General features: G+C 29.1%; 22 protein-coding genes and 1 tRNA gene. 15 read left to right on the top strand and 8 right to left on the bottom strand.

The window, feature by feature from the left end; genetic code table 4:
• The first annotated feature begins 48 nt into the window (after positions 1–48).
• The 11 genes from VBM89_RS01030 (at position 49) to VBM89_RS00980 (ending at position 11,619) form a co-directional block, all read left to right on the top strand.
• Positions 49–1,851, top strand: coding sequence for an ABC transporter permease (locus tag VBM89_RS01030; protein WP_323188467.1), 1,803 nt, complete (start codon positions 49–51; stop codon positions 1,849–1,851).
• On the top strand, positions 1,851–2,564 hold the full coding sequence (locus VBM89_RS01025; RefSeq protein ID WP_323188466.1) for an ABC transporter ATP-binding protein: 714 nt from the start codon (positions 1,851–1,853) through the stop codon (positions 2,562–2,564). The genes VBM89_RS01030 and VBM89_RS01025 overlap by 1 nt, the downstream gene beginning before the upstream one ends.
• The gene (locus tag VBM89_RS01020) at positions 2,542–3,495 is read left to right on the top strand and encodes an aromatic motif membrane protein (RefSeq protein WP_323188465.1); all 954 of its coding nucleotides are present in this window, start codon (positions 2,542–2,544) and stop codon (positions 3,493–3,495) included. Before VBM89_RS01025 ends, VBM89_RS01020 begins: the two co-directional genes overlap by 23 nt.
• Complete coding sequence (locus tag VBM89_RS01015) at positions 3,488–4,483, top strand: aromatic motif membrane protein (protein WP_323188464.1); 996 nt, start codon at positions 3,488–3,490, stop codon at positions 4,481–4,483. The genes VBM89_RS01020 and VBM89_RS01015 overlap by 8 nt, the downstream gene beginning before the upstream one ends.
• On the top strand, positions 4,473–5,348 hold the full coding sequence (locus VBM89_RS01010; RefSeq protein WP_323188463.1) for an aromatic motif membrane protein: 876 nt from the start codon (positions 4,473–4,475) through the stop codon (positions 5,346–5,348). The genes VBM89_RS01015 and VBM89_RS01010 overlap by 11 nt, the downstream gene beginning before the upstream one ends.
• 8 nt (positions 5,349–5,356) lie before the next feature.
• Complete coding sequence (locus VBM89_RS01005; protein WP_323188462.1) at positions 5,357–6,226, top strand: hypothetical protein; 870 nt, start codon at positions 5,357–5,359, stop codon at positions 6,224–6,226.
• A gap of 179 nt (positions 6,227–6,405) precedes the next feature.
• Entirely contained in the window at positions 6,406–6,549 is a 144-nt protein-coding gene (locus VBM89_RS01000) for a hypothetical protein (protein WP_257088689.1), read from the top strand.
• A 38-nt stretch (positions 6,550–6,587) separates the two neighbouring features.
• Positions 6,588–7,973 (top strand): ABC transporter ATP-binding protein, encoded by a 1,386-nt coding sequence (locus VBM89_RS00995; RefSeq protein ID WP_323188461.1) that lies wholly within the window; start codon positions 6,588–6,590, stop codon positions 7,971–7,973.
• Positions 7,957–8,796 carry an ABC transporter permease gene (locus VBM89_RS00990; protein WP_323188460.1) on the top strand — a complete coding sequence of 280 codons (840 nt, stop codon included), beginning with the start codon at positions 7,957–7,959 and terminating at the stop codon, positions 8,794–8,796. Before VBM89_RS00995 ends, VBM89_RS00990 begins: the two co-directional genes overlap by 17 nt.
• Positions 8,789–9,568 carry an ABC transporter permease gene (locus VBM89_RS00985; protein ID WP_323188459.1) on the top strand — a complete coding sequence of 260 codons (780 nt, stop codon included), beginning with the start codon at positions 8,789–8,791 and terminating at the stop codon, positions 9,566–9,568. Before VBM89_RS00990 ends, VBM89_RS00985 begins: the two co-directional genes overlap by 8 nt.
• A 2-nt stretch (positions 9,569–9,570) precedes the next feature.
• Positions 9,571–11,619 carry a hypothetical protein gene (locus VBM89_RS00980; protein WP_323188458.1) on the top strand — a complete coding sequence of 683 codons (2,049 nt, stop codon included), beginning with the start codon at positions 9,571–9,573 and terminating at the stop codon, positions 11,617–11,619.
• A gap of 83 nt (positions 11,620–11,702) precedes the next feature.
• Here the strand turns inward: VBM89_RS00980 and VBM89_RS00975 are convergent, their stop codons facing one another.
• The 3 genes from VBM89_RS00975 to rpsD form a co-directional block, all read right to left on the bottom strand.
• On the bottom strand, positions 11,703–12,695 hold the full coding sequence (locus VBM89_RS00975; RefSeq protein ID WP_323188457.1) for a YwaF family protein: 993 nt from the start codon (positions 12,693–12,695) through the stop codon (positions 11,703–11,705).
• A gap of 180 nt (positions 12,696–12,875) precedes the next feature.
• Positions 12,876–13,088 carry a 50S ribosomal protein L31 gene (gene rpmE, locus VBM89_RS00970; protein ID WP_323188456.1) on the bottom strand — a complete coding sequence of 71 codons (213 nt, stop codon included), beginning with the start codon at positions 13,086–13,088 and terminating at the stop codon, positions 12,876–12,878.
• 27 nt (positions 13,089–13,115) lie between these two features.
• Complete coding sequence (gene rpsD / locus VBM89_RS00965) at positions 13,116–13,715, bottom strand: 30S ribosomal protein S4 (RefSeq protein WP_257088713.1); 600 nt, start codon at positions 13,713–13,715, stop codon at positions 13,116–13,118.
• Positions 13,716–14,090: 375 nt separating this feature from the next.
• On the opposite strand from rpsD, the gene trpS reads away from it, so the two are divergent.
• The 3 genes from trpS to VBM89_RS00950 are packed head-to-tail and all read left to right on the top strand — an operon-like array spanning position 14,091 to position 17,422.
• Positions 14,091–15,113 carry a tryptophan--tRNA ligase gene (gene trpS, locus VBM89_RS00960; RefSeq protein WP_323188455.1) on the top strand — a complete coding sequence of 341 codons (1,023 nt, stop codon included), beginning with the start codon at positions 14,091–14,093 and terminating at the stop codon, positions 15,111–15,113.
• Between the two features lie 13 nt (positions 15,114–15,126).
• The gene (gene thrS / locus VBM89_RS00955; RefSeq protein ID WP_323188454.1) at positions 15,127–16,872 is read left to right on the top strand and encodes a threonine--tRNA ligase; all 1,746 of its coding nucleotides are present in this window, start codon (positions 15,127–15,129) and stop codon (positions 16,870–16,872) included.
• The gene (locus VBM89_RS00950) at positions 16,865–17,422 is read left to right on the top strand and encodes a hypothetical protein (protein WP_323188453.1); all 558 of its coding nucleotides are present in this window, start codon (positions 16,865–16,867) and stop codon (positions 17,420–17,422) included. Before thrS ends, VBM89_RS00950 begins: the two co-directional genes overlap by 8 nt.
• Before the next feature lie 150 nt (positions 17,423–17,572).
• Here the strand turns inward: VBM89_RS00950 and VBM89_RS00945 are convergent, their stop codons facing one another.
• Together VBM89_RS00945 and VBM89_RS00940 are read right to left on the bottom strand one after the other, a co-directional pair.
• A complete protein-coding gene (locus VBM89_RS00945) occupies positions 17,573–18,877 on the bottom strand; it encodes a hypothetical protein (protein ID WP_323188452.1) in 1,305 nt (434 codons plus the stop codon).
• Positions 18,878–19,114: 237 nt separating this feature from the next.
• Positions 19,115–19,912: a PTS glucose transporter subunit IIA gene (locus VBM89_RS00940; protein ID WP_323188451.1), complete on the bottom strand. Its 798-nt coding sequence runs from the start codon at positions 19,910–19,912 to the stop codon at positions 19,115–19,117.
• A gap of 143 nt (positions 19,913–20,055) precedes the next feature.
• On the opposite strand from VBM89_RS00940, the gene VBM89_RS00935 reads away from it, so the two are divergent.
• A tRNA-His gene (locus VBM89_RS00935) sits at positions 20,056–20,131 on the top strand.
• 91 nt (positions 20,132–20,222) lie between these two features.
• On the opposite strand, the gene atpC is transcribed toward VBM89_RS00935, so the two are convergent.
• The 3 genes from atpC to atpG are packed head-to-tail and all read right to left on the bottom strand — an operon-like array spanning position 20,223 to position 22,955.
• Entirely contained in the window at positions 20,223–20,642 is a 420-nt protein-coding gene (gene atpC / locus VBM89_RS00930; RefSeq protein ID WP_257088725.1) for an ATP synthase F1 subunit epsilon, read from the bottom strand.
• Positions 20,642–22,078, bottom strand: coding sequence for a F0F1 ATP synthase subunit beta (gene atpD, locus VBM89_RS00925; protein WP_323176570.1), 1,437 nt, complete (start codon positions 22,076–22,078; stop codon positions 20,642–20,644). The genes atpC and atpD overlap by 1 nt, the downstream gene beginning before the upstream one ends.
• Positions 22,079–22,097: 19 nt before the next feature.
• Complete coding sequence (gene atpG / locus VBM89_RS00920; RefSeq protein ID WP_323176569.1) at positions 22,098–22,955, bottom strand: ATP synthase F1 subunit gamma; 858 nt, start codon at positions 22,953–22,955, stop codon at positions 22,098–22,100.
• Positions 22,956–22,959: the final 4 nt, after the last annotated feature.

Below are 22,959 nucleotides of genomic sequence, written 5' to 3'. Positions count from 1 at the left end.
ATTATTAATAATATTAAAGTAATATGAAAGTGCAAAAAGGAGTTAATAATGACACAAATAAAAAACTATATCTACTTTCTTCATAAGGTAATTTTAAAGAAAAAAAGCAGTTGAATCTTACCTGCTTTAGTTGGAACAATAATGATTGTCCTTTCAATTATTATTTCAATTATGAATATACAAAACAAATCGCTAGTTATTTATTGTGCTAGTTTTGGATTGTTATTTATAACTATCTTCTTTTCTTCATTAAAGTCAATTAACTTATATAAAGATTTAGAGGAAGAAGGTTTAGAAATAATTACATTTTCTAAACCCATATCCAGAAAGACTATTTTTATAAGTAAACTGTTAATGTTTTTATTGATGGGGTTATATTGAGCATTATTTTGTTCTTTATTTAATTTAATATTAGGATTAACTTTAAGATTAGATGCTAGTTACTTTGTAGCGTTCGTATTTATCACGCTAATCACAATATTTTTAGGATTTATCTTCTTTGGTTCAATTGCTTCATTAATAAGCTATAAACTTAATTCAAAGATTGCTATAACAGTTCCACTGTTATTCAGTATTCCGATGTTTTTAGCTGGAGGATTTATCTCATCAAACTCAACATCAACAGCTAATAACTTTGCTTACTATTTAAATTCTAAAAACCCTAATCAACCATCAGGTAATGATTCAAATACTAATTACTTTTATTTAGATAACAATAAAGATAATTACTACATCATCCCTAACGGATACGATGCAACGAGTTTTAGTCAAAAACAAGATGCATACTTATCAGAGGCATATGAGATTTCAAAAAACTCATCTACTTCATGAAGTGTTTATTCTTATTTAGCAATTCCTTATCAAATGTTAGAAATATTCAACATTAATAATGAAGATATATTTAATAAACTAAATAATCAGAACACTAATAATTTAAGTGATTACTTATATTACAATAATACTGATTCTCAAGTATATTCATATATTCTCGAGAAACAGCCAAACCTACGTAAGTATCAAATAAGTGAAGGTAAAGAACAATATATAGTTCCAGGTGCACTTAAAAATCAATCATCTATTACAAATATCATCAACACAGATATCATCTATGCAAGAGAAGGTGCTTCAGACTTTAACATTATTTACCCAGAAGACAAATACAACTTTGTTACATCTGAAAACTTAGTCGGAAAACTAAAATGAGAAAACATACAGCAACTATTAAAATCAAATGTATTTAATAGTTTTACAAACAAATACTTTGCTCAATTATTTAATTCAGAAGAATTACAAGAATATGTAAAAAACAATGATTTAGTTTCAATTAAAAACTTCATCTTAAGCGATATTCAAAGAAACTTAAATGATGAAAACTCTGAATTAAACAATTTAATTGATAACAACACAAATGTTCTTGATGAAAATGCTATTAAAAATAAATTAGTTAAATCAAAAGTTGAAAAACAAATTTATTTATATTCAGCACTTATTTACTACATTTACTTTACATACAATGATTCAATTTACTTAAATGCTCTTTTAATAAATGATGACTACACAGATACATATGCACCTTCTCAATTCAAAGTTAGATTAGATGATTACAATTATCAAATCGGTGGATTTGAAACATATGTACCAAAACAACAAATCATCAATGACCAAATTGTCATCAGATACGATTTAACAAAATCAAATAACTATTTATTTGCTACAACAGATCAAATTTATTCAATTCAAAGAAACAAAAAAGTTGTTAACAAATCAATCTTTGTTGTGATTTGAATAATCTTAGGAGCTTCTCTATTAGCTGCAAATACTCTTTTATACATTAGAAAGGATTATAAATAATGAATAACACAAGTATTAAAGTTCAAAATTTAACAAAGATTTATAATCATAACTCTAATGAGAAAAAAGGAGTATTTGATTTAAGTTTTGAAGTACCTAAAGGTTCTTTCCACGCATTTATTGGAGAAAATGGTTCAGGGAAAACAACAACAATCAAATCAATCATTGGTTCATACACAAACTTTAGTGGACAAATTTACATTAATGGAATTATTAACTCAAATCCTGAATCAAAAGCAAAACTTGGTTATGTTCCTGAAAATGCAATTTTCCCTAAAGAATTAAATGTATTTGAATATTTATACATTGTTTCTTTATTTGGAAACAAAGACAAACAACAATTAAAATACAAAATCAATAATTTTTTAGAAAAGTTTGAAATCTCTGATTTAAAGAAAAACAAACCTAACAACTTATCATCAGGTCAAAAGAAAAAAGTTTTATTAATTCAAGCATTATTAAATGACCCTGATTTAATCATTCTTGATGAACCTGCTGCTAACTTAGACCCGACAGCTAGATTTAAATTGTTTGAAATATTATCTGAATTAAATAAACAAGGTAAGACAATAATTATCAGTTCTCACATTTTAAGTGAGATTGATAAGTATGCAACTTCATACACACTTATTCATAAAGGTAAATTAGTTTCATCAGGGCAAAAACATAGAAGTCTTGAAGATATCTATTATGAAAAGATTATTCAAAATTAAGCTTCTTGCACCTTTATTGTTCTTACCAACAATAGCACTATCTTGTACTAATACAACAGAAAAAACTACTCCACAAGTTTCAAAAGAAAAAAGACCACATCAAACATTTCTAAAGAAATTAGGATCTTCTGAATTTATAAATAATTCAAGAGATTTGAATTTATATATAAATGCACAAAACAATATTCCAGATGAATTTATTAAAGAAATTCAATCATCATTAGTATATGCGCAAATATTAAACAATCCAATTTTAGAAAACAACACTCAAATTCAAGATACGTTAAAAGCATCAAAAACATTAGAAATGCTATTTAGAGATAACTGATTTTGATACTTAAGTAATCTAAATAAATTCAATTACTATTTAAACTTTTATCCATCAAATTTCAAAGATAAAAAAAATGATGCTGGTGTGAATTTAACATTAGCAAAATACACAAAAGCAACACAAGATGGTATTAAGTTAAATATTGATTTACATAATTACAAATTAAATAAATATGTTGTTAAAAATATTCAATTAGATAGCAACTCAACACTTCAAAGTTTAGACGTGATTTACGTTGTGCTAAACGAAAATTTAATACTACCTGTATTTAAATATTCACAAGAAGACAAAACACATTTAAAAGCATCTGCTGAAATCTTAAAAGTTGTCTCTACAGATAACATTGATGTAACAATTGATAATTTACACAGCAAATTAGTTGCTGCACACAATAAACTATTAAATGATGACATTGAATACAGTAAAAGTATAAATGTTGAAGATTTATCATTTATATATAAGAACTTTGATTATGCTAAATTTATTATGTTATTTAATTCATACAATTACTTTCAGAGCTTGTACTTAGCGTTAGAAGAAATTAATCAATATAACTGACAAATTATTAGATACACATTAGTAGGAGTACAAAATGATTAAAATTAAAAAAATGTTAAGTTTAATTAGTTTACCTCTTATTAGTGGAGTTGCAATTTCTTGTGCTAATTACACATCTTCAGATAAATTAGAAGTATACATAGATAACTCAACACAAATTAACCCTAAAGTTGAAAACTTGCAGCAAGTTAATCATAAAAAGATTATCGAAACTCTTTTAAACAACGTTTACAAACCAGAAAGTCAAAGAGAACGCAGTTTATATGTATACAATCAAGAACAAGACACATCATCAATCATTCAAAAATTCAAAGAAATAACAACAAGTTACAAACAAGAATTTAGATCTGATGAATTAAATGATTCTCTTGCTGAAAAAAGCAGACTGCAAGATCTCTTAGTCTACTTTTCAGGTGATGAAAGAACAGAAGCAGAAAACAAAATAACTGAATTAACAGCAAAAATTAATGAAATTAAAGAACATAATACACCTGCTAAAAAAGAAAAATTCGCTAATAGTTTCTCAGATTTTATTTCAGAAAACTGATACTTTATCTTAAATAATTTAGATAAATTTGACTTCACATTTGTATCTTGATTATTAGATCCAATCGGAAATGGTTATACACTATCAGACGAATACCAACAATCATTAAAAACAAAAAGCGAATACAAAAACTACAACGTACCAAACACATTCATTGACGACATCAAATTAGGTGATGAATCAGGTGAAATGTCTGATGCTAGAGTTTATTATTTAAAGAAAAATAAACTAGTTTTCAGAATTACTATCAACAACATTTTGCAACCTGTTTCTAATTTAAAATTAGAACCGTTAAACTGATACTTTGGAGATTTAAAAAATAACAAAATATCACTTAACTTAATTTCTAATATTGTTCACTCAAGATTTATTCACGGATACGAAACAGGATTAGTTCAATTTGAAAAAAGTATGGTTAAAGATCTAAGTTATGGAGAACCTGCTAATGTTTTCTTCTTATGAAAGGGGACTAATGAAAATTAGTAAATTATTTAAAAAGATTTTAATGATATCACCATTAAGTTTACCTTTAGCAACTTTATCTTTTACACCTAACACAGTATCAAAAACAGATGAAACTACCGAACAAGAAAACGCTTTAAAACTTGAATGAAATAACTTTATTAAACAAGATTCAATTTGAAACTTACTTAACATCGCATATAAAGATGAATCCCAAAAACAAGCTTACATTGACTCACAATTTGAATTACTAAGCAATCCTGATTACAAACAGCAAATTAAAAATGCATTTGTATTCGGGAACAACATGACTCAATCATTTATTCAAGGAGAATTTGATTGAGGAACATTCTCAAGAATAAAACCATTTCTAGTAGAACAATCAACTGCTCAAATAGATCAATTATTATCAACAAATTGACTATATGCACTATTTACAATTACTCAATTTGATTTAATCAAATCAACATTATTAGATAATGAAAACTTAGATACCACATCTAATGATCCTGAAAAAATTTATTCAAACTATGCAAAAATAAGTTCAAATCAATTCATTGATTATGTTTATGCAAAAAACAGTGATGAAACACTTGATGATTTATATTACTTGTTATCTAAAAATGGATTTATCTTAGAAATTGGAATTGAAAAAGATTGACAAAATCCTGAATTACTCAAACCTAAATTACACGGATATGTAAAAACATTTCCAAATATTATCAATAATGACTATATATTAGACATTTTTGATTTAAACAAATATGTGCAGTTATTTGCTCCATTCGGTGTAGATAACTCTAACAAAGCTAACACCAATGAAATTTTATTTATAGACAATTATGGAGGGGTAAAATTAACATATACATTTGTAGATGTTAATTAACATTCATTATGAAAAAATTACTATTCTCACTTTCTTTACTTAGTTTATCAGCATTACCAATTGCTTCTGTAGCTTGCATTGATTTAACAGGTGGTAATCAATACAAAATAGCTAAACCTTACGTAGTAACTAAATTTGATGAATTTTTAAAAGAACAAAACATTACATTAGATCCTAAATACAAAGAAAAATTAGATAACTTCACAAATGAAGATTTAACTAAGTTAAGAAGCAAATTAGCAACACTTAAAGACACAGTTTTAAAAATTAAAAAGGAAAACGAAGGTACACAAAAACCTGAATTCACTGCTTCATTAGAACAAATGTCACAATTGCTATCTGAAAACATTTACATCTTCTTAAAATACATTTACTACTTTAGCACTGTGTTTTATGATTACGGTTTATTATCATTTAACTTTGAAGATGATTCAAAACCAAAACATTCAGATGAGTATTTACACTATTCAATTAACCAAGTTAATAGTTTCTCAGAAACTAATGCAACTTCAGGACATACACACTATACATATATGACAAATGAAATCAAACCAGTTGGAAATATGTGGCCAACAAGTTTTTCAAATGTAACTGAATCAAGAATTAAACCGGGATACTATGAATTTTATGTTGCATTTTCAAACATTGTCTATAAGTTTTATGTAAAAGAAGAAAGTGGTGTTTCACAAATTATTATGGATCCAATTTGCTTTGCATTCAAATCATCTTTAGGCCAAATTGATGCACAACAAATTGAAGAACTATACAATCTAAATTTAGAAGAATTAGAATTAGATAGAGCAAACCAAATTCTTAGAACTTTTGAAAACACAACACAAAGAGAACTTAAGTTCCCTCAAAGAAATATTATTTTCTAATAAACACGACCACCACAAGGTGGTTTTTGTTTTAAATTTAAGGTCAAAAAATTCAATCAAAATCAAACCATTTTAACACACTTATTTTTATGGTCTTACAAAAATTTTTGCTTAAAATTTACCTCAAAAAAGTTAAAAAAACTAAGGACAAAATTAATCAATTTAGTAAAATAGCATTTATGAAAAGTAAGGCGCTTTTAATTCAAATTTTACCTATATCAAATGTGTTAAAAGTATTCAATGATATTGATTATTCAACTAAAAAATACTTACGTGAAGAATACATTGAAAACTTATTTGATACGGTCTCCCTTTTAAAATAGCTATTAAAACTATATTAAGGAAAGGAGATTAAAAAATAATGGCTATTAAAGTTAAAAGAAAAAAAGATAAGCAACCAATTATTGAATTGATTGATGTTGTTAAAGAATTTCAAAATAAAACAGTTTTACATAGTATTAATTTACAAATTCAACCTGGTGAGTTTGTTACTTTATTAGGTCCATCAGGTTCAGGAAAAACTACTATCTTAAGATTAATCGGTGGTTTTGAATGAACTACACGTGGTGAAATTAAATTCAATGGTTTAGACATTAAGGATCTTGAACCACACAAAAGAAATGTTTCAACAATCTTCCAAGATTACGCACTTTTTCCACACTTAAACGTTTATGGAAACATTGCATATGGTCTTAAACTTAAAAGAATTCCTAAAGAAGTTATTGACCAAAAGAAAGTAAAACTTCTTGAAGAATTAACTAAAAAATGAGATGCTTTAAGTCATAAAAAAATGGAACAACTTGACAAGTTACAAGAAAAATATGAAGAACAACTTGAAAACTTAAAAGAAGGAACATACCAATACAAGAAAATTCAAAAATGACTTGATAACTCAGACTTCGTTTATTCATATTGAGAAAGTTACACAGCATTAAAAGTTGAAGCATTCCAAAACCTACACTTCAAACGTAGAATGACAAGACAAGAAATGGATGAAAAAATTAACAAAATCATCGATCTTGTAGGTCTTACAGGAAATGCTGATAAAGCTATTTCTGAACTTTCAGGTGGTATGAAACAACGTGTTGCATTGGCTCGTTCACTTGTTATTGAACCTGAAATCTTACTTTTAGATGAACCACTTAGTGCACTTGATGCGAAAATTAGACAAAAAATGCAAGTATTATTAAGAAGCATTCAACAAGAATTAGGTCTTACATTTATTTTTGTTACTCACGACCAAGACGAAGCTCTTGAACTTTCAGATAGAGTTGCCGTTATGCGTGATGGTGTTATTGAACAATATGACACACCTAAAAACATCTACGACTATCCAGTTAACATCTGAGTCGCTAAATTTATCGGTGATTCAAACATCTTTGATGCTAAATTCACAAAACAAGGCAAAATTAAGATATTAAACAAAGAGTTCAAAACAATTCACGAAGCAGATGAATTTGAACCAGGTGAAGTACTTGATGCACTTATTAGACCAGAAGATATTGACATTTACTCAGAACCATCTAAAACTTCAAACAAATTATCAGGACACATTTCTGACATTTCTTACAGAGGAAGCTACTACTACATTAAAGTTGAAATTGATGAACAAACAGTTATTTATGTAGAAACATCTAAGAAATTTGAACTAGGTGAAAAAGTTTACTTAAGTTGAACAATTGACTCAATCCATTTAATGCGTAAAGACGCTAAGTGAGATTATTCAAATAATGAATTCCAAAACTAATAAATTCAACTTCACTTTTGATAAAAAAACACATCTAGTTTGACCTTATTTCCTAATTGCGCTCTTACTTATTATTCTTCCAATTATTTTAATTGTGCTTTATGCACTTATTCCAAATGAAAGCTTTGATAACTGAGTTTTAATCAAGTCATCAAGTACTTGAAAAATTATGGGACGTTCATTATGAATCGGATTAGCAGCATCAATGTTATGCTTAATCATTGGATTCCCATATGCTTACTTTGTTTCAACATCTAAATCTAAGATTTTTAAAATTTGTGCACTTAGTTTAATAATTTCACCACTTGCAATTTTCACAATTGCTAGAATTTATTCAATTAAGGCCTTATTCTTAGGGATTATGGCACACAACACAAAAAGTTTAAACAATGAAGCATTTATGGTATTTGGACTTATGTACCTTAACTTGCCTTTAATGATTATGCCTTTATACACAGTGTTTAAAGATATGCCAAAAAACATCATTGAAGCAAGTCACGACTTAGGTTACAATCAAACTCAAACAATTTTCAAAGTTATCATTCCATATGGTATTAGAGCTATCTTAAGTGGTTTTGGTATGGTGTTCCTTGCATCTGCTACAACCTTTGTTATCTCAGCGAAACTTCTACCAGATGGTTCACAATATCAAACAGTTGGAGATATTATCAACTCTAGAGCAAACCCAGGAAATAAATTTGACTTAGCAGCAGTTTCTGTTTTAGTTATTGTGGTATCTGCTATTTTCTTAAGTATTTATGGAATTATTTTATTAACTCCTAAAATAATTTTCAAACTTAAAAAAGGAGCGCACTATGAGTAAATTCTTAAAAAGATCTTATATTTACATCATTTTAGCAATCGTTTATATACCACTTTTATTTGGGGTTATTTACTCATTTAACCAACCGACACCAAAAGGTCAATTCAACCCAACTTGAACTAAAGGGACATTTGAAAACTGACTTCATTTATTCGATAACAACAGAGCAATGTCACTTGTAAACAGCTTACTTTTAGCGCTTATTGTAAGCTTTTTAGTATGTACAATTTCACTTGTAACTGTATATGCACTATACAGACAGAAGAATAAAATTGTTAGATCATACGTAAGCTCTACAATTAACATTCCTCTTATTAACCCAGACAACATTACAGCTATTGGGCTTGTTCTTGTTTTTGGTATCTTCTTTGGAGTTATTCAAACAGATAGCGAAGGATTTGGACGTGTTGTAGTAGCTCACACAATTATGACGCTTCCATATGCAATTTCACTTATGTTACCAAGAAGTGAAAAATTCAACAACAACCTTTACGAAGCAAGTCAAGATTTAGGTTACTCAAAATTAAGATCTTGATTCAAAACTTACTTTGTTTATATGATCCCTTCAATTATTATGTCTGTAATAGTAGCTTCTGTTCTTTCATTTGATGATTTTATCATCACCAGAACAGTGTCTAATATGCAAACAATTGGAACTGATTTATACGCAGGTTCATTTGAGCCTTGAGGACTTATTTTTGGTGCTATTATCCTTGTATTAACTATTATCGGAAACATTATTTACGTTGCAGTTAAGAAAGGTAAGAAATAATAATGAAGAAAATTATTAAAACATCATTAATTAGTGCTGGGATTTTAACAATTGCAGCAGTAGGAACTGGCTTAATTGTTTCAAAAGCAATTAACCGTTATAAACCACCTTTTTACAACTTTAGATCATATATGTCAAATGATAATAAAGAGAAGTTAAGAGATGTATTCAGTTATGCTGAATTTAACGAAGTTAATGAGTTTAATAATGCAATAATCAACCACAAAGCAGCTGCAGGAATCAGTGGAGATTTCCTAGCTGCATCACTTATTAAAAAAGAATGCTTACAAAAAATTGATTACTCAATTTTACTTAACAAACCTGAACTTAAAAACGACAGAGAAAAAACAAAACAATATCTTAAAAACATTATCAAATCTGAAGTTTGAGAGCATCTTAAAAATTACAACGAACAATTAAAGACTAAATTTAATGGTGAAGAGCTTAAAGACGAAAAAGGTAATTACCCTGAACTTTGAGAATACTTTTTCCCTTACTTTTCTCAAGATATGGTAATTGCTTACAACATTAAGAAAAAACCAATTGCACCTGAAAAGAAAACTGAAGACGATGCAATTAATCTTGATTTATACACTGATAAATTTAATAATGGATATGAAACAAATTCTATTATCAACTCACTTAAAATAGTTGCTGATAATGGATTTGATTCTTGAATCATCACTGACGCAGTCAGAGATAACTTGTTATATGGTTCATCTTATTGAACAAATGCAGATGGAACTCACAGTGCTGATCAGTTCACTGGTGCAGTTACAAAAGAAACATACAAAGGTCTAATTGATTCATTTGTTTCGCTTATTAAAGATGGAACAGGTTTACCAATCGGACACAAAAACATCTCATTCCAAGGAGATGGACTTGAATTATTAAATAACTTAATTAACCCTAAAAATGATATCAATGCAGCTATTATGTACAATGGTGATGCTATTGATGCATACTATGGAGAAGATAACTTTCCAGGTAAAGTCGAAGATGGCGAAATTAGAGTTATTAAACCTAAAGAAAACATTTTATTAGTCGATGGACTTATCTTATCTAAAGTTAACACAGAAGAATCAAACAAACTCTACTTAGAAACAATTAGAGATGGATTCTTAGATAACTTACCAGAATTAGCAGAACAATTCGACCACATCGACAAAAAATATACAGAACAAGATTTCGGTCTTAAAAAACAATTATTCATTGAGCACGCTGTTGCACAAAGATGAAAAGTCCTTCAAACAGGTACAGAAGATTCATCAAGTGCATTTAAGGAATTAGCTACTGATAAATTAATTGAGCTAGGTATCATAGACGAAAACGGAAATCAAAGCAAATTAAATAATGTAATTATCAAATACGCTGACTTACTTGATTTATCACTTCCTGCTAACAAAGAATACTTAGATAAGTATCTTGAATTAAATGCAGAACACAACAAATTCTTACATCACGAACGTGAAGAAGATGTTGATCTAAACGATAGAATTAACATCTATCCTTACAGACTTAAAGATTACTTTAGCAAAACAGAAAACTTAAATAACTTCTTTACACAAGTTGCAACTGATATTAAGAACTTTACATATACAGAAGCAGATGAAGAAGCTTCAGCACTTTCATTACCTGAAAATGCAGATGATGAAATTAAAGTCTTATTTGCATTAGTTTTCGAAAATGAAAAAACATTTAAAGAACAAAAAGATGAAAATGCAGAAATTACAATTGAAAAATTAGCAGACTTTATTAAGTCTTATATTGCAAAAGTAATTTCATACCTTGATTTAAGTAATGAAGATGTTATTAGTGCATACAAAAACTTAACAAACTTCAATTACATTAACTATGTTCCTTCACAAGCAGTTGATTATGAATTAGTGCTTAGAAACTACTTTGCTTCAGTTGAAGATGGAATTGATGCTAACGTAATTGATATTTATGAAATCAATAATAGTTCAACAATTCACAAAACACTTCAACCAATTAATGATGAACTTTCATCAAGCACAAGCACATATTACAATGAAAAAACTAAGGGGTAGTCAGCAATGACTGCTCTTTTTTTACAGCTTGAACACTACGGTAAAAGAAAAAAGCAACCAAATTTGATTGCTTAATTTTCTAATTAAAATACATATAAATTATCATACTTTTTAACATTGAATCTAGGTTTTAAGAATTGTTTTGAAGACTTACCAAATGATAAGAATTTCTTACCTTTTCCAAAGTTAAAAATAATTTTATCTTGAAGAATAAAGATACCAGCACATGCATATAAGTAAAGTGTTCCTAATGCAATTAATGTAAATACATTAAATGGTCATTTCATTAATGGACCAATTAAAGTTGAGAATGGATTATATTTGTCTTTTCCTACGTAAATGTAATTGCTCTTTCAAGCACTTGGTGCTAAGTCATCAAGTGCTCAGTTTAAGAAGAAGCAAGCTACAACAAGTAATCCGAATAATGCAAGTGTTCTTAAGATATCTTTGTTTCTCATTGAATATGGATACACAATAGAAACAATAAATGTAGAAAGCAACATAAATACGTGAAGTGCCATTAAATCATAGAATATGTAGTTATCGTAGTAAATATGGAACTCGTATTCTTTACCTTTTTCATAGAATTTACCAAATGCTGTAAATGTTTCATCAGGTGTGTAATTTATCTTAACATCAGGTAATAGAAGCGCAATAGTTGCACCAAGGAAACTAAGTGAAATTAAATATTTCATTCATTGTGGTTTATTTAATAAAAGTACAATACCAATTGAAATTCCTAAAATTCTACACATATGAAGCGGTATAGATTCTCATTTACCTGGATATTGTGTAACTCCAAACAAAATAGCTCTAGCAGTGATAAATGTAAGCGTTATTGCTCCTGCAGTTCTAATTAATATTTCTTGAGTTTTTGCAGACACATTTTTACGCTTAATTGCTTCGTGTATCTGTCTTTTGAAGATTCAAATAACAAAAATAATCAACATAGCAATAACTCAAGATAATCTAAGACCTAAATTAGTTTGAGCTAGCATTGTCTCTGATATTTCACCTCCACCGGTTCAAGATCAGAAACCAGGTTTTAAGAAAAAATATTTTTCTTCAAAGTTCATAATGCTCCTTTAAGGGTTTATAAATTATCTAACAATTATAATTGTTTATATATAAAAGTGAAATTTTATTATTAAGTTATTTAATTTATTAAATAAACTAAATTACCTTATTCCTAGGTGAAAAAGAAAAACCCAAACTACATAAAGTAATTTGAGTTAGATGTATAAATGAAACAATAATTATTTACCGTTCATTTTTTCAAGTCTTTTGTTGAATCTGTCGATTCTACCTGTCGCTTTAGCTTGTGCTCTTGACCCTGTGTAAACTGGGTGGCATCCTGAACATACGTCTACTGTAAAGTTTGGTTTAACTGATTTGAATTGGAACACTTTGTGGCAAGTTGAACAAGTAACGTTTACTTCGTGGTATGGTAAGTGAATATCTTTTTTCATAAATAAAACTCCTAATATTCCTAATTACTATTTTGAGTAGAACTCAACGATTAAAGCATCCTTGATTTCTGGGTGAATTTCGTTACGTTCTGGTAAACGGTCTAATTTAACTGAAAAGTCTTTTCTTGTCATTCAAGCTGAAGCAGCTTTTTGTTCCATAGCTTCAAGAATTTGTTTGTTGTCTCTTGATTTTTCTTTAAGAGTAATTTCTGAACCTAATGAGATTGACATAGAAGGGATGTTTGCTTTTTTACCATCAACAACAAAGTGTCCGTGGTTAACAAGTTGACGAGCTTGTCTTCTTGTTGTAGCAAATCCCGCTCTATAAACTAAGTTGTCTAAACGAACTTCTAATAATTGAAGTAAGTTTGTCCCTGTAATCCCTTTAGCTTTAACAGCTTTTTCAAAAACTCTTCTTAATTGTTTTTCATTTAAACCAAATAAGTGTTTAACTTTTTGTTTTTCGTATAAGTGTAATCCGTATTCAGATAATTTAACACGTTTGTTTCCGTGTTGTCCTGGAGCATAAGTTCTCTTTTTACCTTTAGCGAATTCTTTACCTGATTCTAAGATAGAGAATCCTAAACGACGTGACTTTTTAAATACAGGTCCTGTGTATCTTGACATAGTATTTTTACCTCTTTCTGCATAACTTAGAGGGTTTATTTCTAACTAGTTAAATTTAACTTAATGCTTTGGATTAAATCAGCTAATCTACTTGCAATGTTATAGTCATGTTAAATTTATTTAAAAGTCATAATAAACTGCTGTTTTATGCTTATTTATTCTATCATTATTTTATAAATAATGAATTATTATTTAGCTCTATATAACCTATTTAAAAAGATTTTTTAGATCGCTTCTTTTTGCTTAATTTATTAATTAATTTTGTTCGATTAATTCAGCTATTTGCATTTGTAAAATCAATCAACAAAATGAATATACATTATTTAAAAAACAATATAATTAATAAATAACTTTATTAATTAGTTAAGGAGTGTTATGAAACAAAAATTATTAAGTGGAATAAAACCAACTGGTGATTTAACATTAGGTAATTACATTGGTGCAATTAGAAACTTTGTGCAAATGCAAAATGATTATGAATCATACATTTTTGTAGCTGACTTACACGCACTTACAACCGGAAGTGTCAATCCAGCTGAACTTAAAAAAGCAAGAAAAACCATTGTTGCACTTTATTTAGCTTGTGGACTTAATCAGGAAAATGTAACAATTTTCTATCAATCACAAGTTAGTGCACACGGAATGATGAATTGACTTTGTACATCAGAAACGACAATTGGTGAATTGCAAAGAATGACCCAATTCAAAGATAAGTCACAACAAATTAAACAAGCTAACGGGACTTCTAAAATACCTACCGGTCTTTTAATGTATCCAGTATTAATGGCTGCTGATATTCTTTTATACAACCCTGATGTGGTTCCTATTGGAGAAGATCAAACTCAGCACCTTGAATTAACCAGAAACATTGCTGAAAGATTTAATTCAAAATACAATGCTAACTTCACAATTCCTAACGGAGTTGTTCCTAAAGTTGGAGCAAGAATCAAATCACTTACCGATCCTACTGCTAAAATGTCAAAAAGCGAACATGGTACCAAATCGACAATTTACTTACTTGAAGACCCACAGCAAGCTTACAACAAGATTATGAAAGCAGTTACTGACTCAGAAGGTAAAGTATATATTTCAAATGATAAACCTGGTATCTTAAACTTACTTAATATCTATGCTTCATTAAACAACATAACACTTGAACAAGCAGAAGAATTATTTAAAGATAAAAACTATAAAGAATTTAAAGAAGCAGTTGCTACATCAGTTAAAAATCTTTTAATTGATATTCAATCAAAATACAATGCAGCTTTAAAAGAAGTTGACAAAATAACTGATGAAGGTGCAATTAGAGCTTCTAAAATCGCAGATTATAATTTAAACAAGTTAATGAAAAAAATGGGGCTCTATTCCTCATTGACAAAACTCAAAAATGATAAATAAGAGGTAAATTAATATGAAAGCTAATAAAAAACTTAACCATACAACAAGTCACTTACTTGGTGCAGCTGTTGAAAAACTTTATCCAAATGTTAAATTAGGATTTGGTCCAGCTACTGAAGAAGGTTTTTACTACGACTTTGAATTTGTTGAACCACTTTCAGAAACAGAATTACCTAAAATTGAAAAGTTTATGAAAAAACTTGCTTCAAGAAATTTAGTTATGAAGCAAGTTTCAATTGATGAATATTCATTTGAAGGTAAACCTTACAAAAAAGAACTTTATGACGAATTAGTAGCAGCAGGTAAAGAAGTTACATTCTATGCTCTTGTAGATCCTTTAAGTAATGAAACAATCTTTGTTGATTTATGTGCTGGTGGACACGTTGAAGACACAAAACACATTAAACACTTTAAATTACTTAACTTAGCTGGTGCATACTGAAGAGGAAATTCAGATAACATCCAATTAACAAGAATTTACGGAACATCTTGAGATACAGCAGCAGAACTTGAAGAATACTTAGAAATCCTTAAAGATAGAAAAGAAAGAGACCACCGTAAAATTGGTAAAGAAATGAAATTATTCACATTCAACAAATTAGGTGGTCAAGGATTACCATTCTGATTAGAAGATGGAATGTACATTCACAATGAAATTAGAAACCTTGTTCTTAAAATGGATAGAAAATACGGTTTCACAGAAGTTTTAACACCACACTTTGGTGAAGAAGAACTTTACAAAATTTCAGGTCACCTAGCTCACTACAAAGATGATATGTTTAAACCAGTTGTGCTTGAAAATGAAAAGTTAATTGCACGTCCAATGACTTGTCCTCACCACATTATTTGCTACAACACAGAAAAACGTTCATACCGTGACTTACCAATTAGATATTCAGAACAATCACAACTTTACAGATATGAAAAATCAGGTGCTCTTACAGGTCTTGAACGTGTTAGAGGAATGCTTTTAACAGAAGGACACTTATTTGTTAGAAAAGATCAAATTGCTCAAGAATTCAAATCGATGTATCAATTAATTAAAGAAACATTAGAAATCTTTAAAATTCAAATTAGTTATGTTTCTTTAAGTTTAAGGGACCCTGAAAACACAGATAAGTACTATTCAGATGACAAAATGTGAAATGAAGCTGAAAACGAACTTAGAAATGTGCTTAATGAATTAGGTGTTAAATATGAAGAAAAAATCGGAGAAGCTGCTTTCTATGGACCTAAAATGGATATTCAAATCTTTACAGCCTTAGGACACGAAATCACAGTTTCTACATTACAACTTGACTTCTTATTACCTGAAAGATTTGATATTACATACACAAACAAAGACAATCAAGAAGAACGTCCAGTTATGATCCACAGAGGTCTTATTGGAACATATGAACGTTTTGTTTCGATTCTTTTAGAACAAACAAAAGGTGTACTTCCATTCTGATTAGCACCAAAGCAATTCACAGTTATTCCTGCTACAAATAATCCAGAAGATGTGAAATATGCTTCAGATATCAACCAACTATTATTCAATGCAGACTTTAGATCTAAATTAGACGACCGTGAAGAACGTTTAGGTAAAAAAGTGCGTGAAGCACAAATGTCAAAATCTAAATTCCAAATCATTGTTGGAGAAGCTGAAAGATTAAATGAAACTGTTTCATACCGTGAATATGGTAAACAAGAAACAACAACAATGCCTGTTGCAGAATTTGTCCTAAAAATGATGAGATTGAGAGATTCTCGTGAATAATAAAAAACAAGAAAACAAAAACGAAAAGAAAGTTAGAAAACCAATTAATGGTTGATACATATCATTTTTAGTAATATTTTGAGTTTTAGCAGCTGCAATGATTTTAACAAGTGGAAACATCATCCCTTGAGATAGAATCGTTCCAAATTCTGTTTATAATGTACCTCTTTATGCACGTATATTAGCATCAATTTTCTTTCCAATTTTAGTTTTATCATTTGGTTTCTTTGTTGTTTTAAAAGAAAAAATGAGTGTTTGAAGGCTTGTTAACTATGTATTCATTATTGGAATTATAATCACACTATTTTGAGTTCCTAGAATGATTAATGTTAACGAAGGAACGGACAAAGCTGAAGCTAGTTGACAACCAAAATGACTATTATTCCCTTATGATGTAACTGTCGTATTTGGTGTTTGTGTAATCTTATACGCTTTATGTTTATACTTTGTTACACCAAAATTTGTAAGTTACATAAGACCAAAATTCCAAAAATTCTTAGGTCGTTTCAAAAAACAAAAATCAGTTTTAGAACAAGAATCAAAAAACTAAAATTAATAATTATTAAAAATTCCTATCGCTTCAGCAGTGATAGGAATTTTAATATACTTTTCATAAAAACAAATCAACCAGCCATATTGAGATAAAATATGGAAGAAAAAACAGTTTTTTAGATTTTCTATCTTTCTTTTAACAACCTAGTTACATTAATCCGACCCCTTTTAGAATACCAAGAAGAATTCCTATCAAAATTAATGTTAATATAGCTCCTAAGGAAGTTCACGCAGCTCTAACCTTCACATTTTTTCTTTCAGCACTAATTTTAGTTGCAACTTCATTTGTAAGATCAGTTTCAACAGAGATCTGCTTTTCAACTTGAGCACCATTGCTTTCAGTAGGTATCTGATGATCACAAACAATAACATTTGTTTCAGTAGGTTTCTCAGGTTTAAATTCAATACTTTCAATTAATGAGTTATATTCATTATTTTTGTTGGTTCTATTATTAATAAGAATGTAAATATACCAACATAATTGATGAATATTTCGGTCACTTTTTAGATAGTTAGAATCAGAATACGTCTTGAAATCATAAATAAATGGCTTTAATATATTTACGTTATCTAAATCAACCATAAACTTTTTATCTGAAAATGTTCCTTCAGTTGAGTCTATGTGATTAAAATCAGAAATTTCTAATTCCTTAAGATATAAAGATGTTTCAGCATAAAAATGATAGTAATTTGCAAGAATAAATGTAAGTGAATTAGGATAATCTTCTGTTTTGTTGCCACAAATAATATATCATCATAATCTTTGCTTCTCACTCTCATTAAATATTTTCAGAAGTGATTCATCGCGAAATATTAGTTTCAAGAAGTAATATACAAATCATAATACAGGATTATCTGGTTCAAATTTTTCACAATTGAAATATTTATGATTTTTAGCAGGATAATTTGCAAAGTTATCTTTTCCCTTTTCAAAGAATTTTTTCAAAAACTCAGTAACCTTTTTATTTTTTATAAATTCCTCATCTTTTTTCAATATGTCATCAATATTAAACTTTTCTCGATTCTTTACTTTGGAATCTGTGAAACATATTGCTTTAAATAAGTATTCCGGCATTTTACCTTTAAAATTTGCTGCTTTTGTATCATCGGTTATTTTTTCAATAGCTAATTTTTCAATGGCATCAGTATATATTTCATATTTAGTTTTTTCTTCATTATTTGAGTTTCGATACAAAGTCGAAAAATCCACTTCAGTCTGCTTGCTATTGAATAATTCTTGAACATTCTCAAAAATTTTCTTATTAGTAAAATCACTATCAGAAAATGATGAAAAATTATCCTCAATATTTGAATTTGAATCAGCAAACTTTTTTAAAAGTGAATTTGAAATTAAGACTTTGTGAATTTCTCGTGTTTTTAGATCTATAAAACCTGTCAATAATTCTGTGTGACTAAATCATCTATGTCCTTTGGTATTCTTACTTTTACTCATAATATAAAATTGTAATACAAAAAAAGCACCATTTAAATGGTGCTTGTGTCCCGGAAAAAGAGATGCTATCAAAGAGTTTATATTTTCTAATTCCAGGTTACCTCATTAAATATCAAAATAATGAGGTACTTTTATTTTAAAACTTTTTTGGAATATATATCACCAAAAAAATATTTTTTTAATAAAAAAAGAACAGATTTTTTCTGCTCTGATTTACAACTCAGTTTAATCTAAAGATTAAACTAATTTACCAATAACTTCTGAATGTTTGATGTTTTTGTGTTCTAAGTTTTTAAAGTTTTGTAATTTTGAATCAGTTGTTAATGCAAAAATAATTTCTTGATCAATATTTTCTGCTTTGAATCTGTTTAAATCTAAAACGATTAATTCATCTCCAGATTTAACTTCTTGGTTTAATGAAACTTTAGCGTCCATACCAATTCCATCTAATTTGTATGAGTTTAAACCAAAAACAATAACAGCTTCAACACCTAATGATGTGTTAGATAAGATAACTTGTGATTTGCTTGCTGGTTGCATTGTTATTTTTCCATCAAATGGAGCAACAATTTTACCTGATGTTCCATCTAATTTGATTGCAAATCCTTTTCCAACTAAATCATTTGAAAATACACCATCATTTAATGATTCAAGTGAAACAATTTGTCCTGAAGCAGGTGCTAAGATTTCTAATTCTGAAACTGCTTGAGTAGATGCTGTTGCATTATTTGATGTTGAAACAGTTGAAACTTCAACTGATTTACACATTGATGAAATTAAGTCTTTGTTAATTTTGATAAGTGCATTTAAAGCTTCTGCATTTGGTAGTTCAACTTGAACGTGTTTTTGTGCTTCGAAAATTTTAACTGATGTAGCACCTAATTGTTCAAATTCTGCTTTTGAAACTAATGAAACATTTTTAACATCATATCTTAATTGTGATGCTGAATTATTGAATGAAGTAATATTGTCAAGCCCACCGAATGCATCAACAATTTTTACTAATAAGTCTATGTATTTATCTCTTTCAGTCATAATAATATACTCCTTAAATAAAATAAATTTTATATCATTTTTATAATGTTGAAAATAGATTTTAACACCTTAAAACAAGGTCTAAAAATTAATTAAATTGTTTACTAGATGCTTAAAATAGTGGTATAATAGTTTTACTTATGGCGAACGTGGTGAAGTGGTTAACACAGTGGGTTGTGGTCCCATCATGCGCGGGTTCGAATCCCGTCGTTCGCCCCATATGAAAAAAAGTTGTTAATAGCAACTTTTTTTGTTTTCCTTTTTTTTACATCAAGCTCATAATAAAAGCAACCTAAAAAGGTTGCAAATATTATTTATTGAATAAATTGTATGCATCAATTTTAAAAAGAGCTTTTTTAAGTTTAGACTCTAATTTTGTTTTGTTTACTGAATCATTGTGTGAAGCCTCTTCGATTTGTTTAATAAGTTTATCACGGTCACGAAGCGCTCTTTGGACATCAATGTTTTTAACATTGATAATATCATCTGTTATGATTGATACTTTTTTCTCATCAGCATATACAAGACCACCACCGATGTAGCAACGAATTTCTTCACCATTTTCAGGTTTGATTGATAAGTTGCAAATTTCAATGTTTGAGAAAAGTGGTGTTCTATTAGCTTGAAGCCCGATGTAACCTGATGCTGTTTTTAATGTAACAATGTTTACATCACCTTCATAAAATACACCTGATGGTACTGTGATTAATAAATGAGTTGTATTATTCATTATTTTTTATCTGTTGATGATTCAGTTGAAATGTTATTTTCTTCTTGATATTTTTTGTAACGTTCAATAACATCATCAATGCTTCCAGCATATCTGAACATTTCTTCTGGAAGGTTATCTAATTCACCTGAAAGAATAACTTTGAAACTTCTAATTGTTTCAGATAATGGAACATATCTACCTTTAATACCACTGAATTTTTCAGCAACTGTGAAAGGTTGAGATAAGAATTGTCTAATTCTTCTTGCTCTGTTAACAATTTTCTTATCTTCTTCAGATAATTCACCCATCCCTAAGATCGCAATAATATCTTGAAGTTCTTTAAATCTTTGTAAGATTGCAACAACTTCTTGAGCTGTTTCGTAGTGTTCATATCCAACAATTAATGGATCAAGTAATCTTGATGAAGAGTTAAGTGGGTCAATAGCTGGATAAATTCCAAGTGCTGCTGTTCCACGGTCAAGAACTGTTTTAGCATCTAAGTGAGTGAAAGTTGTAGCAGGTGCTGGATCAGTTAAGTCATCAGCAGGCACATAAACAGCTTGAACTGATGTAATTGAACCTCTACGTGTTGAAGTAATTCTTTCTTGAAGAGCACCCATTTCTGTAGCAAGTGTCGGTTGGTAACCAACAGCTGATGGCATACGTCCTAAAAGAGCAGAAACCTCTGAACCAGCTTGTGTAAATCTAAAGATGTTGTCAACGAATAAAAGTACGTCTTGATTTTGTTTATCTCTAAAGTATTCAGCCATTGTAAGACCTGTAAGAGCGACTCTCATACGTGCCCCAGGTGGTTCGTTCATTTGTCCAAATACAAGTGCAGTTTTATCTAAAACTCCTGCAGCTTTCATTTCATAGTAAAGGTCATTTCCTTCACGTGTTCTTTCTCCAACTCCAGCAAATACTGAAAGTCCATTGTGCTCTGTAGCTATGTTGTTAATAAGTTCTTGAACAAGAACTGTTTTACCAACTCCAGCTCCACCAAAAAGACCAATTTTTCCACCCTTTGCATAAGGAATAAGCAGGTCAATAACTTTAATTCCAGTTTCAAGCACTTCTGATGAACTTTTTTGTTCTTCATAAGAAGGTGCTAGTGCGTGGATAGGATCTCTTTCAATGTCTTTTGGTAAAGGCAAGTTGTCAATTGGGTTCCCTAAAACGTCAAACATTCTACCTAAAACAACGTTTCCTACAGGTACAGAAATTGGTGCACCTGTGTCAGTTACAACCATTCCTCTTTGAAGTCCATTTGTAGAAACCATTGAGATTGTACGAGCTGTATCATCCCCAATGTGTTGAGCAACTTCGAATGTGTAAACTTTTCCATCATGTTCTAATTCAACAGCATTAAGTAAGTGAGGTAATTTTCCTTCTTCAAATCTAACGTCCACAACTGGACCTAAGATTTGAACGATAATTCCTTTGTTTTTTACCATTCATTCCTCCTTATTTTAATTAAGTAGCATCTGCACCAGCTACAATTTCATTGATTTCTTGAGTTATGTTACCTTGACGTTTTCTGTTAAATTGTAATCTTAACTCATCAACTAAGTCTGTTGCATTATTTGTAGCATTTTCCATAGCATTACGTCTTGAAGCGATTTCTGAAACTTTTGAACCTGTAGCAAGTCCATAAACCATACTTGCTAAGTAAAGTGGAATTGAGTTTTTAAGCACCACTTCTGAGTTAGGTTCAAATTCAATTGTGTTTCTAGCTTGCACACTAGCATTTTCAGATTCAATGTCTAGTGGGAAAAGTTTAAGTTTTTTAGCTTCCTGTGTAATGTTGTTAATAAATTCTGTGTAATAGATGTAAATGTTAGCAACTCTTTTGTTTGAATATTCTTCAAAAGCTTTTTTAGATACAACAGAACCAAGTTCATAAGAGATTTTATCTCCTAGTTCTGTGTATTTAGAAATGACTTGTTCATCATATTTAAATGAATGCAATAGAGCAAGTCCTTTTCCTCCGAGCACAATGATTTTGTCGCTTGGTTTAAGAGTTTCTTTAAGTAATTTAACAATATTAGTATTGTATGAACCGCATAATCCTAAATCAGATGTGATGATGATGTGTAAATCAGAATCAACATTAGTGTTTTTAGGGAAAATTGAGTAAAACTCTCTCGGTTCAACGTGTGATGCTAATTCTCTAAACATTTCGTTTAGTGAATTTAAATATGTTTCAATACTTTCAAATTCAGTTCTAATTCTACGTAATTTAGCAGTTGATACTAATTGCATAGCATTAGTAATCTTTTTGGTATTGTTAATTACATTAATTCTATTTTTAATTGAATTTAAGTTTGCCATTTTA

It is taken from the genome of Mycoplasma sp. 1199, assembly GCF_034863365.1.
In the GTDB taxonomy this organism is placed as follows: Bacteria; Bacillota_I; Bacilli_A; order Mycoplasmatales; family Metamycoplasmataceae; genus Mycoplasmopsis.
This window is presented reverse-complemented; position numbering and strand designations above follow the sequence as displayed.